The following is a 15,886-nucleotide window of genomic DNA, read 5'->3' as shown; positions in this document are numbered from 1 at the left end:
TTGGCGACTAATTCACAACTTGGTAAAAGCGCCGCTGCCGGCTTCCCCTGGAGTCGCTTGTGGTTTTTGCTTGGCGCATTGGTCGTGTACCGCCTCGGTGCTCACGTCCCGGTTCCCGGGATTGACCCGACGGCGCTGGCGTCGCTGTTCAAGGAGAATTCGACCGGCATCCTGGGCATGTTCAACATGTTCTCGGGTGGCGCTCTCGAACGCTTCACGGTGTTTGCCCTCGGGATCATGCCTTACATTTCGGCTTCGATCATCATGCAGCTGGGGTCGATCGTCTCGCCGCAGCTGGAAGCGCTGAAGAAGGAAGGCGAAGCAGGGCGCCGCAAGATCACCCAGTACACCCGTTATCTGACGGTTGGACTGGCTCTGTTCCAGGCGTTCGGCATTGCCGTCGCACTCGAGGGCCAGCAAGGCCTCGTGAACGATCCAGGCCTGGCCTTCCGCTTCGTCACGGTCGTGACCCTCTTGACCGGCACCATGTTCCTCATGTGGCTGGGCGAGCAGATCACCGAACGCGGCCTCGGCAACGGCATTTCGATCATTATTTTCGCCGGTATCGCAGCCGGTCTGCCGTCGGCACTGGGTGGCTTGTTCACCCTGGTCTCGAACGGTTCGATCCCAAGCTTTGCAGCGATCTTAATCGTCATCCTGGTGGCTGCGGTTACGTACATCGTGGTGTTCGTTGAGCGCGGACAGCGCAAGATCCTCGTGAATTACGCCAAGCGCCAGGTCGGCAACAAGGTGTACGGTGGCCAAACCAGCCACCTGCCCCTGAAGCTGAACATGGCCGGCGTGATCCCGCCGATCTTCGCCTCGTCGATCATCCTGTTCCCGGCGACGATCGTTGACTGGTTTGCAAAAGGCAAGGACGCCAGTAACCCGTTCATCGGGTTCCTGAAAGACCTGTCTGCTTCGCTGACGACCGGTGAGCCGATCCACGCGTTGCTGTATGCGGTGGCGATCATCTTCTTCTGCTTCTTCTATACCGCGCTGGTGTTCAACAGCAAGGAAACGGCGGACAACTTGAAGAAAAGCGGCGCGTTTGTTCCTGGCATTCGTCCAGGTGACCAGACCGCTCGCTATATCGACAAGATCCTGATGCGCCTGACCCTGGCTGGTGCGGTGTACATCACCCTCGTGTGTCTGGTGCCGGAGTTCCTGCAGTCGGTGTGGAAAGTTCCTTTCTACTTCGGTGGCACGTCGCTCCTGATCATCGTGGTGGTGACGATGGACTTCATGGCACAAGTGCAGAACTACGTCATGTCGCAGCAATATGAATCACTGCTGCGCAAGGCGAATTTCAAGGGCGGAATTCCGACGCGATAAGCGGAAGGTGCAGAAACCGAATGGCAAAAGACGACGTCATCCAAATGCAGGGCGAGATTCTCGAAAATCTCCCAAATGCGACATTTCGTGTGAAGCTGGAAAACGGACATGTGGTCCTGGGGCATATCTCGGGTAAAATGCGGATGAACTATATCCGCATCCTCCCGGGCGACAAGGTAACGGTTGAACTCACGCCGTACGATTTGTCCCGGGCGCGCATCGTATTCCGCACCAAGTAAAAAATATTAAGTAAACTCACCAGGAGTACAAAATGAAAGTTAATGCTTCAGTCAAGCGGATCTGCCGCAACTGCAAGATCATCAAGCGCAAGGGCGTGGTCCGTGTGATCTGCGTCGAGCCGCGTCACAAGCAGCGTCAAGGTTAAGAGGAATAACGAATGGCACGTATTGCAGGGGTTAACATCCCAAATCATCAGCACACTGTTATCGGCCTGACGGCGATCTACGGTGTTGGCCGTCCACGCTCGCAGAAGATCTGCGACGCGACCGGAATCGCGACCAACAAGAAGGTCAAGGACCTCGACGATAACGAACTCGAGAAGCTGCGTGACGAAGTCGCGAAGTTTGTCGTGGAAGGCGATCTGCGCCGCGAACTGTCCATGAACATCAAGCGTCTGATGGATCTGGGCTGCTACCGCGGCATGCGTCACCGTAAGGGTCTGCCAGTGCGCGGTCAGCGTACCCGCACCAATGCTCGTACCCGCAAGGGCCCGCGCAAGGCCGCTCAATCGCTGAAGAAATAATCTAGGAACCGACCATGGCCAAGCAACAAAGCAGCGCAGCAGCAGCGCGCGTCCGTAAAAAAGTCAAGAAGAACGTGGCTGAGGGCATCGCCCACGTCCACGCTTCGTTCAACAACACCATCATCACGATCACCGATCGCCAGGGCAATGCCCTGTCGTGGGCGACGTCGGGTGGCGCAGGCTTCAAAGGCTCGCGTAAATCGACTCCGTTCGCGGCTCAGGTCGCTGCTGAAGCAGCCGGCAAGGTCGCTCAGGAAAGTGGCGTGAAGAACCTGGAAGTGCGCATCAAGGGCCCAGGCCCAGGCCGTGAATCGGCTGTCCGCGCCCTGAACAACCTCGGCATCAAGATCACCGAGATCCAGGACGTGACGCCAGTGCCGCACAACGGCTGCCGTCCTCCAAAGCGTCGTCGTATCTAAATTCGACTGGGCTGCCTCGGTGGCCCGGTTGTATCGGTACAGCGTCGTGAGTAGTAAACGCCGGTGCAGTTATCCGATTTCGGGTATACTGCCCGGCTGTTGTCGCCTCGGCCTGGAGCGTCTAACAAAACCCTCATGGCTGCGTTGCATTCGTCTCGCCGTACTAGCGTACTGTCTTCGACGATGCGCCTTGCCCTGAGGGCTTTGTTAGACGCTCCTCTCGCGGCGTCATTTTTTTAGCCACGTCCGCTCATTAATGGGTCGGACTAGCGCCTGCCGCATCCTCGGGATGCCTCTGGGGCGTGATTAATACATCAAAGGATTCAACGTGGCACGTTATATCGGACCAAAAGCAAAACTGTCGCGCCGTGAAGGCACTGACCTGTTCCTCAAGAGCGCACGCCGCTCGCTCGACTCGAAGTGCAAACTGGACGTCAAGCCAGGCCAGCACGGTGTCAAGTCGGGTGCCCGCACCTCGGACTACGGCAACCAGCTGCGCGAAAAGCAGAAGGTCAAGCGCATGTACGGCATCCTCGAGCGCCAGTTCCGCCGCTACTTCGCAGAAGCGTCGCGCCGCAAGGGCAACACCGGCGAAACCCTGCTCAAGCTGCTGGAGTCGCGCCTGGACAACGTCACCTACCGCATGGGCTTCGGCTCGACCCGCGCTGAAGCGCGTCAGCTGGTGAGCCACAAGGCCTTCACCGTCAACGGTAACGTCGTGAACATCGCTTCGTACGCTGTCAAGACCGGCGACGTCATCGCCGTTCGCGAAAAGGCGAAGAAGCAAGTGCGTATCGTCGAAGCGCTGTCGCTGGCAGAACAGATCGGCATGCCGAGCTGGGTGTCGGTTGACGCCAAGAAGATGGAAGGCACCTTCCGTTCGTTCCCAGAGCGTAACGAAATCGCTGCTGACGTCAACGAAGCACTGATCGTCGAACTGTACTCGCGTTAATAGAAGCTTGTAAATTCGCCCGCTCGGAATCCGAGCGGGCGTTTGTGCTTTGTTTTACCTCATATCACCATGCCATCAGCCTTATCGGTGTAACGAGCCGAGGGTATTGAAAAGGACATTTCATGCAAAATAGTTTGTTGAAGCCACGTATCATCGATGTCGAAGCACTCGGTGCCGGTCACGCCAAAGTCGTGATGGAGCCATTCGAGCGCGGCTATGGCCACACGCTGGGCAACGCCCTGCGCCGCGTCCTGCTGTCGTCGATGATCGGCTACGCGCCGACCGAAGTCACCATCGCCGGCGTCGTGCACGAGTACTCGTCGCTCGACGGCGTGCAGGAAGACGTCGTCGACCTGCTGCTGAACCTGAAGGGCGTCGTGTTCAAGGTGCACAACCGTGACTCCGTGACCCTGACCCTCAAAAAGGAAGGCGAAGGCGCCGTCCTGGCATCGGACATCGATCTGCCGCATGACGTGGAACTGATCAACCCGGATCACGTGATCGCTCACCTGACCGCCGGTGGCAAGCTGGACATGCAGATCAAGGTCGAAAAAGGCCGTGGCTATGTCCCAGGCAACGTCCGTCGCCTGTCGGAAGACACGAACAAGACGATCGGCCGCATCATCCTGGACGCGTCGTTCTCGCCAGTGCGCCGCGTTTCGTACGCCGTCGAATCGGCCCGCGTCGAACAGCGTACCGACCTCGACAAGCTGATCATCAACATCGAAACGAATGGCGTCATCACCCCGGAAGAGGCGATTCGCCAGTCAGCACGCGTGCTGGTTGACCAGCTGAACGTGTTCGCTGCCCTGGAAGGCACGGAAGCCGCCGCCGAAGCACCATCGCGTGCTCCGCTGGTCGATCCGATCCTGCTGCGTCCAGTCGACGACCTGGAACTGACCGTCCGTTCGGCCAACTGCCTGAAAGCAGAAAACATCTACTACATCGGCGACCTGATCCAGCGTTCGGAAAACGAACTGCTCAAGACGCCGAACCTGGGCCGCAAGTCGCTCAACGAAATCAAGGAAGTCTTGGCTTCGCGCGGTTTGACCCTGGGTATGAAGCTGGAAAACTGGCCGCCTGCCGGCCTGGAAAAGTAATTTGTACCACCTGCCTGGGCAATGTTGTCCGGGCAGTTTTAACCCATAAGAACCGGCCCGCGGTCATGCATCACGCATGAACGATCGAAGAGCTGGAATTAAAAACCTCGAAAGGAATTACCATGCGTCACCGTCACGGCCTTCGCAAGCTGAACCGTACTTCGTCCCACCGTCTCGCCATGCTGCGCAACATGACCGTTTCCCTGCTGCGTCATGAAGCCATTAAAACCACCGTGCCAAAAGCCAAGGAACTGCGTCGCGTCATCGAGCCGATCCTGACCCTGGGCAAGACCGACACGCTGGCCAACAAGCGCCTGGCATTCGCCCGCCTGCGCGACCGCGAGATGGTCCTGAAGCTGTTCGCTGAACTCGGCCCACGTTACGCCAACCGTAACGGCGGCTACCTGCGCATCCTGAAAATGGGTTTCCGCGTAGGCGACAACGCGCCAATGGCGTATGTCGAACTGCTGGATCGTCCGGAAGTCACCTCGGCTGACGACGCTCCGACCGCTGAGTAATCGCTTCGTGCGAACGAAAAAACCAGGCCATGTGCCTGGTTTTTTTTCGCCTCGACGATCGCGCCGGCTGAGCATTTAAGCGGGGCATAACGCGGCCGTGCGCAGGCGGTGTACCATTCTGCTGCGCAGTTGCTACGTTGTCGCCATCAAAGGAAGTCATGTTCATCACCCGTATTCGTGAAGTCTCCGCGCGCTCGCTGGCCGCGCTGATGCTGTTGTTCGCCGCCTGCCTGCTGCTGGCCGCGCCAGGGCGCGCCGAAGACTTCCTCGACCCCGCCGTCGCCTTCAAATTTTCCGCGCGCATGGAGGGCGAGCGCACGGCCGTCGTCACCTACACGATCGCCGACGGCTACTACATGTACCGCGAGCGCTTCGCCTTCAAGGCCGACGGCGCCACACTGGGCGAGCCGCAGATCCCGCCCGGCAAAGTGAAGTACGACCAGACCTTCGAAAAAGATGTCGAGACCTACAAGGGCGTCGTGACGATCCGCATTCCGGTCGAAGGCGGTGCCGCGTTTACCCTGAATGCGACCAGCCAGGGCTGCGCCGACGCCGGCCTGTGCTATCCGCCGCAGGAACACAGCGCCCGCCTGAGCGCGGGCGGCGGCACGGCGGCGCCCGGCATTCCGTTCGGCGCCAATGCCCAGGCGCCGTCGACGATTGCGCTGTCGTCGACGCCAATGAGCGAAGGGCCTGCAAATCCAGCGGCGCCGATCGCTGCGCCTGCCGCCGCTCCACAGGCCGCACCAGCCAGCGCGCCGTCCGAACTGGCCGGCATCGACGCCATCCTGCAAGGCGGCCGCCTGCTCGCCATCGTCCCCGCATTCGCCTTGCTCGGCCTGGGCCTGGCATTCACACCCTGCGTGCTGCCGATGGTCCCGATCCTGTCCTCGATCATCGTGGGTGAGGGCGGCAAGACGAAACGCTCGCGCGGCCTGATCCTGTCGGTGACGTATTCGCTCGGCATGGCCATCGTCTACACGGCGCTGGGCGTGGCCGCCGGCCTGATCGGCGAGGGCCTGGCCGCGGCATTGCAGAACCCATGGGTGCTCGGCGCATTCGCCCTGCTGATCGTCACGATGGCGATGTCGATGTTCGGCTTCTACGAGCTGCAGGTGCCTGCTGCCCTGCAAAGCAAACTGGCGGGCGCCTCGAACCGCCAGGCCTCCGGCAAGCTGGCCGGCGTGTTCGCCATGGGCGCCATCTCGGCCCTGATCGTCGGCCCCTGCGTGGCCGCGCCGCTGGCCGGCGCCCTGGTCTACATCAGCCAGACGCGCGACGTCCTCATCGGCGGCGCGGCGCTGTTCTCGATGGCGGTCGGCATGAGCATTCCGCTGCTGCTGGTCGGCGTCTCGGCCGGCTCACTGCTGCCGCGCGCCGGCGCCTGGATGGAAACCGTGAAACGCTTCTTCGGCGTGCTGATGCTGGCCATGGCCCTGTGGCTGGTGTCGCCGGTGCTGCCGCCGCAGGTGCAGATGCTCCTGTGGGCGGCGCTGCTGCTGGGCTATGGCGCGTACCTGGCGAGCCGGCGCGGGCATTGGGCGAACCTCGCCTTCGGCGCCGTGTTCGGCATCCTTGGCGCGCTGCAGCTGGTGGGTGCTGCGACCGGCGGGCGCGATGCGCTGGCGCCGCTGGCGCACCTGACGGGCACGCCGCAACATGGGCTGAACTTCAAGCGCGTGAAAACCGTGGCGGAACTCGACGCCGTGCTCGCCGCCAACCAGGGCAAGACCGCCATGCTCGATTTTTACGCCGACTGGTGCGTCTCGTGCAAGGAGATGGAAAAGCTGACGTTTGTCGAGCCAAAGGTGCAGGCGAAGCTGGCCGATACGGTGCTGCTGCAGGTGGACGTCACGGCCAACGATGCGCACGACAAGGCCATGCTGAAACGCTTCGGGCTGTTCGGGCCGCCGGGGATTATTTTCTTCGACCGTAACGGTGCGGAGATTCCGGACAGCCGGGTGATCGGCTACCAGAACGCGACCAAATTCCTGGGATCGCTGCAGAAGCTGGAATAGCAGGGGCCACGCCCAAGAAGCAAAAAAAAAGGTTCATCACGGATTTCCGGGATGACCGTGTTGTAAACGCAAGAGAGCGGTAAGGAAGAGTTATTGTGTTTGTGCGACCAAACCCAACCAACTCAACCTACCGCTCTCATGCCAGATCATAGTCTCAGCCTCCCGTTCTGGGAAGGCTTTACCGCTACCAAATTGGATGTGAAGGACGATGTCGTGTGGATTACGCTGCGGCGGGATGCGAGCGCAGCGATGGTCTGTGGCGGGTGCGGCGTGCATTGCTACCAGGTGCACGATGGCGCGACGCGCATCATCCGAGAGCTGCCGATGCAGGGTAAGCCGGTACGGCTGCGGGTGCCACTGCGTCGTCTGAAATGCAGCACATGCGGCACCAGGGTCGAGCGCGTGGCGTGGCTCGATCGCCATGCCCGGGTGACCCGCTCCCTGGCCGAGTTTGTCGGCTTGTGGTGCGAGAAGCTTCCAGTTGCCCACGTGTGCAAACTGGCGCAGCTGCACTGGGAGACGGTGCGCACTATCGAGCTTGCCAAGCTCGAACGTGAACTGGCTGCTTTGCCCGCAGCGCAGCCAACGCGGCTTGTCATGGATGAATTCGCGCTGTTCAAGGGGCATCGTTACGCCACTGTCGTGCTCGATGCGGACAGCCGGCGGGTACTGTGGGTCGGCGAGGGCCGCAGCCGCGAGGCCATCCGTCCGTTCTTCGAATGGCTCGGCCCCGACCGCTGCGCCAACATCGAAGCCGTCGCAATGGACATGAATACCGCTTTTGACCTGGAAGTACAGCAGCAATGCCCGAAGGCGCGCGTGGTCTACGATCTGTTTCACGTCATTGCCAAGTACGGCCGTGAGGTGATCGACCGGGTACGGGTCGACGAGGCAAACCGCCTGCGCGACGACCGCCCTCAGCGCAAAGTCGTCAAGCGCTCTCGTTGGCTTTTGCTGCGCAACCGGGAAAACGTCCCGCCAGCCCAGCAGGCTAATCTGGACGAGCTGCTTGCCGCCAACCAGGCCTTAATGACGGTGTACGTGATGAAGACAGCACTCAAGGAACTCTGGCAGACATCGGGCGGCTGGCGGTGGCTTCTCGCCTGGCGCAACTGGCTCAAGATGGCGCGCGACAGCGGAATCGAACCGCTCAGAAAGTTTGCAGCAAAGCTCAAGCCTTACTGGCGAGGCATCGCAGCACGGCTGCGCTGGCCGATGCATACCGGCCAGCTCGAAGGCATCAACAACCGTATCAAAGTAATGAAACGGATGGCCTACGGCTACCGGGATAGCGACTTCTTCTTCCTCAAGATCAAAGCCGCGTTTCCCGGAAATCCGTGATGAACCAAAAAAAAGGGATGCCGAGCGAGGCATCCCTTTTCATATCAGCTAAACCATTTAGCTTTGCATGGCCGCGCCACGCTGGCCGTGGTGGCCGCCATGGCCGCCGCGATGGCCGCGGTGCTTGCCGTTAAAGCGCATGGCCTTGGTATCGAACACCTGCTTCTGCTCCGGCGTGAGCACGGCGTACAGGTTGTTCAGGGCGGCCAGGCGCGCTTCCATGCGGGCGGTGCGCTGCTTCTGGCGCTCGATGCGCTGCTGCATGCGCTGCGGTGCGGGCAGGGCGGCCAGGCTGGCGCGCTCGCCGCTGCGGGCGTCCGGACGCTGCATCGGCTTGCCGGCCGCCAGGAAGGCGGCGAAGGCCGGCTCCTGCTGGGCCGTGAGCTTGAGCTCGGCACGCAGTTTCGCCGCATGCTGGGCCTGGCGTTCGGCGCGCTTGGCCTGGCGCTCGGCCTTGTGGGCGGCGCGCTGCTCGACGCTGACGGCGTGGCCATGGCGGCCTTCCGGCGCCTGCACGGCGGCGGTCTGGGCGATGGCGGTGCCGGCGATGCCGAGCGCGGTCAGGGCGATGAAAACGTTCTTGCGGAGGATGTTCATTTCAGGTCCCTTGTAGTGTGTGAGTCAGTTGGCGTGTGCATCTGAACTGCTCGCTGCACAGGACCCATCATGGACACAAAATGTAAGCCCAGCGTGTCCTCTGCCAAGCACTTTGTATCAATATGTTTCCCCTGTTATTTCATATACATACGGATACAAATGCGCTGTTCATGCCCCATGTAAGCAAGGATAATCGCTGCCATGGACAATCCATCTACCATTCTCATTGTTGACGACGACCGTGACATCCGCCAGTTGCTGGCCGATTACCTCGAGGCGAACGGCTACCGTGCGCTCGCCGCCGGCGACGGCGTCGCCATGTGGAAGATCCTCGACGAGGCGCGCCCCGACCTGATCGTGCTCGACCTGAACCTGCCTGGCGACGATGGCCTGACGCTGTGCCGCAAGCTGCGCGCGACTTCGAGCCTGCCGGTGATCATGCTCACCGCCCGCAGCGAGCCGCTCGACCGCATCCTGGGCCTGGAGATGGGTGCCGACGACTACCTGCCGAAACCGTTCGAGCCGCGCGAACTGCTGGCGCGCATCCGCAGCGTGCTGCGCCGCTCGCACGCGATGCCGTCGAATGCGCCGGCGGAAAATGTGCAGCAGATGCGCTTTTCCGGCTGGACGCTCGACCTGACCGCGCGCCACCTGCTCAATCCCGACGGCATGGTGATCATGCTCTCGGGTGCCGAGTTCCGCCTGTTGCGCGTCTTCCTCGAACACCCGAACCGGGTGCTCAACCGCGACCAGCTGCTCAACCTCACGCAAGGGCGCGACGCCGATCCCTTCGACCGCTCGATCGACATCCAGATCAGCCGCCTGCGCCAGAAGCTGGGCGAAGACGCGCGCATGCCGCAAATTATCAAAACCGTGCGCAACGGCGGCTATGTGCTCGCCGGCCAGGTCACCGTGGAGCCCGCAACGTGAAAGCCTTCCTCGGCTCGATGACGGGCCGTGTCTTTGCGACCCTGCTCCTCGGTATTCTCATTTCGGCGGCGCTGACCCAGTGGCTGGCTGACGTCGAACGCAAGCGCGTGCTCGAGCGCCAGCGCGATCAGACCCTGATCGAGCGCGCCGAACAACTCATCATGGCGACCGAGATCGTGCCGGCCTCGAGCCGGCGCGCTTACCTGGGCGTGGCCAACCGTCCTGGCCTGCAGCTCGAGGCCGGGCCGCCGCACCCGCTGGCGCCCAGGTCGACCAATTTTGTCAAGACCTTGTCCGACCGGCTGGGCAAGCATTACCAGATCAGCGCCGCCGCCAACGCGCCGGACGCCTGTGCCCATCCGCCGCGCATGCCGCTGCTGTACGGCCTGCTCAGCGCCGAATGGCACGGCGCCTGCGAAAACCTGAACGTGCGCCTGCGCGACGGCGAACAGCTGCATCTCGCGGTGCTGCCGCCGCGCTCCCTGGTGGCCGCCGAGACCGACTACCGCGCCGTGCTCGGGCTGTTTTTCTTCAGTATCGCCATCCTCGCCTACCTGGTCGCGCGCATGACCACGCGTCCGCTCAAGCAGCTCGCGCAAGCCGCGCAAGACCTCGGCAACGACATCAACCGGGCCCCGCTCGACCTGACCGGCGCGAGCGAAATTCGCCAGGCCAGCGCCGCCTTCAATGCGATGCAGGCGCGCATCCGCCAATACATCTTCCAGCGCACGCAGATGCTGGCGGCCATCACCCACGACCTGCAGACCCCGCTCACGCGCATGCGCCTGCGCCTGGAAAAAGTGTCGGATAACGAACTCCAGGAACGCCTGATCGGCGACCTCTCGGCCATGCAGGCGATGGTGCGCGAAGGGCTCGACCTGGCGCGCAGCATGGACACGACCGAAAGCATGCAGGTCATCGACCTCGATTCGCTGCTCGCGTCCAGCTGCGACGACGCCGCCGACGCCAGCCAGGCCGTCACGCTGGCCGGCCGCTCCGGCATGGCGCTGCTGGGCCGTCCGCTCGACCTGCGCCGCTGCCTCGGCAACCTGATCGACAACGCGGTGAAATACGGCCAGCAGGCGCACGTCGTGGTGGACCGGGTCAATGGCGCGGCGCGCATCCGCGTGCGCGACGGCGGCCCCGGCATTCCGCCGTCGGAACAGACGCGCGTGTTCGATCCGTTCTACCGCGTCGAAACCTCGCGTTCGCGCGAATCGGGCGGCACCGGCCTGGGCCTGACGATCGCCCGCAACATCGCCGAGCAGCATGGGGGCAGCATCGCGCTGGCCAACCATCCCGATGGCGGCCTCGAGGTGACCCTGATGCTGCCGGAGTACTACCCCGGTAAATGACGCCGTCATATGCGACTGGCATACTGAATTTTATTTCGCTGATTTAATCGATAAAGCCGCCGGCACGGGCGGTACGGGACTTGAATGAAAAAGAATACTCTTGCTGTGATCGCCATCCTCGTGGCCGCAGGCGCCGGCGGCGCCTGGTACATGAAGGGGGGCGCCGAAGCGCAAACCGCGGAAGGCGGACAAGGCGGCAAGGGCGGCGCGCAGCCGCCGACGACCGTCAACGTGATCACCCCGACCCGCCAGGACGTGGGCGTCGACGTCGCCGCCAACGGCACCGTCACGCCGCAGCGCACCGTCGACCTGCGCCCGCAAACGACCAGCACGATCCGCGAAGTGCATATCAAGGAAGGCCAGTTCGTGAAAGCCGGCCAGATGATGTTCTCGCTCGACGACCGCAGCGACCGCGCCAGCGTGGCCCAGGCCGAAGCGGAAGTGGCGCGCGGCCGCGCCACGCTGGCCGACCTCGAACGCCAGTACAAGCGCAGCCAGGAACTGGTTGCCCAGAAATTCCTCGCCCAGAGCGCCGTCGACACCCTGCGCAGCCAGGTCGAAGGCGCGCGCGCCGCCCTGGCCGCCAGCAGCGCCGCCGTGCGCGCCAGCCAGGTCAGCGCCAGCTACACCAGCATCCGCGCACCGATGTCCGGCCGCGTGGGCGCGATCAACGTCTACCCCGGCAGCCTGGTGCAGCCGGCCACCTCGCTCACCACCGTCACCCAGCTCGACCCGATCGACGTCGCGTTTACCTTGCCGGAATCGACCCTCGGCTCGGTCTTGGCCGCCCAGAAGCAGGGCAAGGTGACTGTCGAAGCGACGACCGGCGGCGACGCCAAGCCGGTCACGGGCGAATTGTCGTTTGTCGACAACACAGTCGACCCGACCAGCGGCACGATCCGGGTGAAAGCGCAGTTCGGCAACAATGACGGCTTGCTGTGGCCGGGGCAATACGTGAATACGCGCGTGACCGTGCGCACGATCCCGAACGCCGTGGTCATTCCGCAGAATGCGATTATCATCAACGCCCAGGGCACCTTCGTCTACGTGGTGGAGAAGGATGGCACCGCGCGCCAGGTGCCGATTGCACGCCAGCATGCGTTTGGTTTGAATGCCGCCGTGACCGGTCTTGCCGGCAACGAGCAGGTGATTACCGAAGGCAAGCAGAACCTGCGTCCGGGCGGCAAGGTGCGCCTCGCTGGCGCCAAACCCCAGCGTGCGCCAGGCGCGCCTGCGGCGGGAAAGGATAAAGCGGCATGAATTTGTCCGAACTGTGTATCCGCCGCCCGGTGATGGCGGTGCTGCTGTCGATCAGCATGGTGCTGGTCGGCGTGCTGGCCTACATGCACATCCCGGTGGCCGCGCTCCCGAGCTATAACACGCCGGTCATCAACGTCAGCGCCAATCTGCCGGGCGCCAGCCCCGAGACCATGGCCTCGTCGGTCGCGCTGCCGCTGGAAAAACAGTTTTCCACCATCGCCGGCATCAAGCTGATCACTTCGACCAGCACCCAGGGCAGCACCAACCTGACGCTCGAATTCGATACCAAGATCGATGTCGACAAGGCCGCCGTCGACGTCCAGGCCGCACTGCTGGCCGCCCAGCGCCAGTTGCCGCTGGAAATGACCGACTTGCCGTCCTACCGCAAGGTCAATCCGGCCGACGCCCCGATCCTGTTCATGCACATGACCTCGCCCTCGATGGGCCTGGCCGAACTGAACGATTACGCCGAGAACATGATTTCGCCGGCGATCTCGACCTTGCCGGGCATCGCCCAGGTCACGGTTAACGGCCAGAAACGTTTCGCCGTGCGCGTGCGTGCCCGTTCCGACCTGATGAACGCGCGCAATATCTCGATGGATGAACTGGCGACGGCCCTGCGCGCGGCCAACTCGAACGCCCCGCTGGGCGTGCTCGACGGCCCGGCCCAGACGCTCACCATCCAGGGCGGCGCCCAGCTCATGAAGGCGGCCGATTTCGCCAAACTGATCGTCGCCACCCGCGACGGTTTACCCGTGCGCCTGCAGGATGTGGCCCACGTGGAAGACAGCTACCAGTCCGTGAAAGCGGCCGGCAGCCTGAACGGCGAACGCTCGATGGTGCTGATGGTGCAGCGCCAGCCGAACGCGAACACCGTGCAGGTGGTCGACTCGGTGCGCGCGCTGATGCCGAAATTCGAGCAGCAACTCCCGGCCTCGATCAAGATCCACCTGGTCAACGACCGTTCGATCTCGATCCGCGAAGCGATCCACGACGTCAACCTGACGCTGGCCGGCACCATCGTGCTGGTCATCCTGGTCATCTTCCTGTTCCTGCACCGCCTGACCGCCACCCTGATTCCGGCCGTCACCGTGCCGATCTCGCTGCTCGGTGCGCTCTCGCTGTTGTATGCCTTCGGCTATAGCCTGGATAACATTTCGCTGCTCGGCATCACGCTGGCTGTCGGCCTGGTGGTCGACGATGCGATCGTGGTGCTGGAAAACATCGTGCGCCACATGGAGCTGGGTAAAAAACCCTTCCATGCAGCCCTGGTCGGTTCGCGCGAGATGGGTTTTACGATTATCTCGATCTCGATTTCGCTGGTGGCCGTGTTCATTCCGATCTTCTTCATGCCGGGTGTGATCGGCCTGCTGTTCCGTGAATTCGCGGTGGTTGTCGGCCTGGCCGTGCTGGTTTCGGCGCTCGTCTCGTTGACCCTGGTGCCGATGCTGTGCTCGCGCCTGCTCAAGGGCGGCGGCCATCTCGAGCCGCATGAAATGTCGTGGATCGGGCGCCGCTTCGAAGCCATGTTCATGCGCGTGCGCAACGGCTACGCGCGCAGCTTGGACCGCGCGCTGCGGCACCGCTTCCTGGTACTGATGCTGGCCCTGGGCACCCTGGTGCTGACCGGCGTGCTGTATTCGACCATGCCAAAAGGCTTCTTCCCCGAAGAAGACCTGGGCCAGCTGCGCATCACCGTCGAAGCGGCGGAAGACACTTCCTCGGCCAAGCTGATGGAACTGCAGGGCAAGGTCGTGGACGTGATGCGCGCCAACAAGCACGTGCAGGACGTGACCTCGTTCACCGGCGGCGGCAACACCGGCCGCATGTTCCTGGTGCTGGTGCCGCGCTCGGAGCGTCCGGCCATGCCGGCCGTGCTCGACGAATTGCGCAAGGCCACGCGCAACATCGCCGGCGTGCAGGTCTATATGGCCCCGGTGCAGAACCTGCAACTGGGCGGACGCCAGAGCAAGAGCCGCTACCAGTACTCGCTGCAAAGCGTGTCGGGCGGAGAGATCGGCGGCTGGGCCGACCAGTTCCTCGAGCGCATGCGCGCCGATCCGAAGTTCCGCGACGTCACCAGCGACTCGCAGAACCGCGGCCTGCAAGCCACGCTCGACATCGACCGCGACAAGGCGGCCCTGCTCGGCGTCGAGATGGCCGACGTGCGCACGGTGCTGTACGCGGCCTTCGGCGAGCGCCAGGTCTCGACCATCTATTCGAGTGCGGCCAGCTATTACGTGATCCTGGAAGCGGCTGAAGCCGACCGCTATTTCGACGATGCGCTGGGCAAGGTGTCGGTGCGCTCGAACACGGGCGCGCTCGTCAAACTGTCGAGCTTTGCGAATGTGCGCCGCACGGTCGGTCCGATCGCGATCAACCACCAGGGGCAATTGCAGGCAATCACGCTGTCGTTCAACCTGGCGCCCGACGTGCCGCTGGGCGACGCCACCACCGCCATCGAGCAGATGGGCCGCGACATGAAGCTGCCGGCCTCGGTCATTACGCAGTATGGCGGCGACGCGGCCGTGTTCCAGGACACCCAGTCGAGCCAGCTCATCCTGATCATCACCGCGATCGGCGTGATCTACGTGCTGCTCGGCGTGTTGTACGAGAGCTATATCCACCCGTTGACGATTCTGGCCGGCTTGCCGTCGGCCGCGGTGGGCGCGCTGCTCACCTTGTGGATCTTCGACAAGGACCTGACCCTGATCGCGATGATCGGCATCCTGATGCTGATCGGTATCGTGAAAAAGAACGCAATCATGATGATCGACTTCGCCCTGGACGCCCAGAGGAATGCCGGCATGAAACCGGAAGAAGCGATCCGCGAAGCCTGTATCCTGCGCTTCCGTCCGATCCTGATGACGACGCTGGCGGCCATGATGGGCGCGCTGCCGATCGCGCTCGGCATCGGCGCCGGCGCCGAACTGCGCCAGCCGCTGGGCCTGGCCGTGGTGGGCGGCCTGATCTTCTCGCAAGTGATCACGCTCTACATCACGCCAGTCATCTACCTGTATCTCGACAAGTACAGCGGCACCGGACCGATGACCGACGACGACGTGGCGGCGGCCGAAACGGGCCTGGCGCAGCACGCGCCGCACGAGGCCGTGAAGCACTCGTCACGGGCTGTCTGAAACAAGTTGTAACAACTGTCAGGACACTGCACCTGTAAGCTCGGCGAAAAGGGAGCCCTGGCAACCGTAGCGAGCGGAAGGAGTTTTGGCTGAGAAGCGCAGCTGTACGAAAGTACAGCGAGCATCGCAAGCCAAAAATCCGACGCGCAGTAGGTTGCAAG

15 protein-coding genes are annotated in these 15,886 nt (G+C 62.8%); 14 read left to right on the top strand and 1 reads right to left on the bottom strand.

From position 1 onward, the window contains the following. From secY to NMB41_RS22680, 10 genes are all read left to right on the top strand, one after another. Complete coding sequence (gene secY / locus NMB41_RS22725) at positions 1-1,335, top strand: preprotein translocase subunit SecY (protein WP_494380031.1); 1,335 nt, start codon at positions 1-3, stop codon at positions 1,333-1,335. Between the two features lie 20 nt (positions 1,336-1,355). Further along, positions 1,356-1,574, top strand: coding sequence for a translation initiation factor IF-1 (gene infA / locus NMB41_RS22720; protein ID WP_005663428.1), 219 nt, complete (start codon positions 1,356-1,358; stop codon positions 1,572-1,574). Positions 1,575-1,606: 32 nt separating this feature from the next. Further along, a complete protein-coding gene (gene rpmJ / locus NMB41_RS22715; RefSeq protein WP_005663407.1) occupies positions 1,607-1,720 on the top strand; it encodes a 50S ribosomal protein L36 in 114 nt (37 codons plus the stop codon). Positions 1,721-1,732: 12 nt separating this feature from the next. After that, entirely contained in the window at positions 1,733-2,098 is a 366-nt protein-coding gene (gene rpsM, locus NMB41_RS22710; protein ID WP_056337616.1) for a 30S ribosomal protein S13, read from the top strand. A 14-nt stretch (positions 2,099-2,112) separates the two neighbouring features. Next, complete coding sequence (gene rpsK, locus NMB41_RS22705) at positions 2,113-2,517, top strand: 30S ribosomal protein S11 (RefSeq protein WP_005663404.1); 405 nt, start codon at positions 2,113-2,115, stop codon at positions 2,515-2,517. A 328-nt stretch (positions 2,518-2,845) separates the two neighbouring features. Then, on the top strand, positions 2,846-3,469 hold the full coding sequence (rpsD, locus tag NMB41_RS22700; protein ID WP_435760640.1) for a 30S ribosomal protein S4: 624 nt from the start codon (positions 2,846-2,848) through the stop codon (positions 3,467-3,469). A 122-nt stretch (positions 3,470-3,591) separates the two neighbouring features. Then, complete coding sequence (locus NMB41_RS22695; RefSeq protein WP_026354946.1) at positions 3,592-4,569, top strand: DNA-directed RNA polymerase subunit alpha; 978 nt, start codon at positions 3,592-3,594, stop codon at positions 4,567-4,569. Between the two features lie 122 nt (positions 4,570-4,691). Then, positions 4,692-5,087 (top strand): 50S ribosomal protein L17, encoded by a 396-nt coding sequence (gene rplQ, locus NMB41_RS22690; RefSeq protein ID WP_091877231.1) that lies wholly within the window; start codon positions 4,692-4,694, stop codon positions 5,085-5,087. A gap of 158 nt (positions 5,088-5,245) precedes the next feature. Continuing rightward, positions 5,246-7,105: a protein-disulfide reductase DsbD gene (gene dsbD / locus NMB41_RS22685; protein WP_494380030.1), complete on the top strand. Its 1,860-nt coding sequence runs from the start codon at positions 5,246-5,248 to the stop codon at positions 7,103-7,105. Between the two features lie 138 nt (positions 7,106-7,243). Further along, a complete protein-coding gene (locus NMB41_RS22680) occupies positions 7,244-8,446 on the top strand; it encodes an ISL3 family transposase (RefSeq protein ID WP_494382894.1) in 1,203 nt (400 codons plus the stop codon). A gap of 57 nt (positions 8,447-8,503) precedes the next feature. Here the strand turns inward: NMB41_RS22680 and NMB41_RS22675 are convergent, their stop codons facing one another. Continuing rightward, on the bottom strand, positions 8,504-9,043 hold the full coding sequence (locus NMB41_RS22675) for a Spy/CpxP family protein refolding chaperone (RefSeq protein WP_494380029.1): 540 nt from the start codon (positions 9,041-9,043) through the stop codon (positions 8,504-8,506). A 201-nt stretch (positions 9,044-9,244) separates the two neighbouring features. On the opposite strand from NMB41_RS22675, the gene NMB41_RS22670 reads away from it, so the two are divergent. From NMB41_RS22670 to NMB41_RS22655, 4 genes are all read left to right on the top strand, one after another. Next, positions 9,245-9,973, top strand: coding sequence for a response regulator (locus NMB41_RS22670; RefSeq protein WP_494380028.1), 729 nt, complete (start codon positions 9,245-9,247; stop codon positions 9,971-9,973). Next, the gene (locus NMB41_RS22665) at positions 9,970-11,328 is read left to right on the top strand and encodes an ATP-binding protein (protein WP_494380027.1); all 1,359 of its coding nucleotides are present in this window, start codon (positions 9,970-9,972) and stop codon (positions 11,326-11,328) included. Before NMB41_RS22670 ends, NMB41_RS22665 begins: the two co-directional genes overlap by 4 nt. A gap of 84 nt (positions 11,329-11,412) precedes the next feature. Next, entirely contained in the window at positions 11,413-12,588 is a 1,176-nt protein-coding gene (locus tag NMB41_RS22660) for an efflux RND transporter periplasmic adaptor subunit (RefSeq protein WP_494380026.1), read from the top strand. Next, positions 12,585-15,725 carry an efflux RND transporter permease subunit gene (locus NMB41_RS22655; protein ID WP_494380025.1) on the top strand — a complete coding sequence of 1,047 codons (3,141 nt, stop codon included), beginning with the start codon at positions 12,585-12,587 and terminating at the stop codon, positions 15,723-15,725. The genes NMB41_RS22660 and NMB41_RS22655 overlap by 4 nt, the downstream gene beginning before the upstream one ends. The last annotated feature ends 161 nt before the right edge of the window (positions 15,726-15,886 follow it).

It is taken from the genome of Massilia sp. FBCC-B171 (genome assembly GCF_059134155.1).
This window is presented reverse-complemented; position numbering and strand designations above follow the sequence as displayed.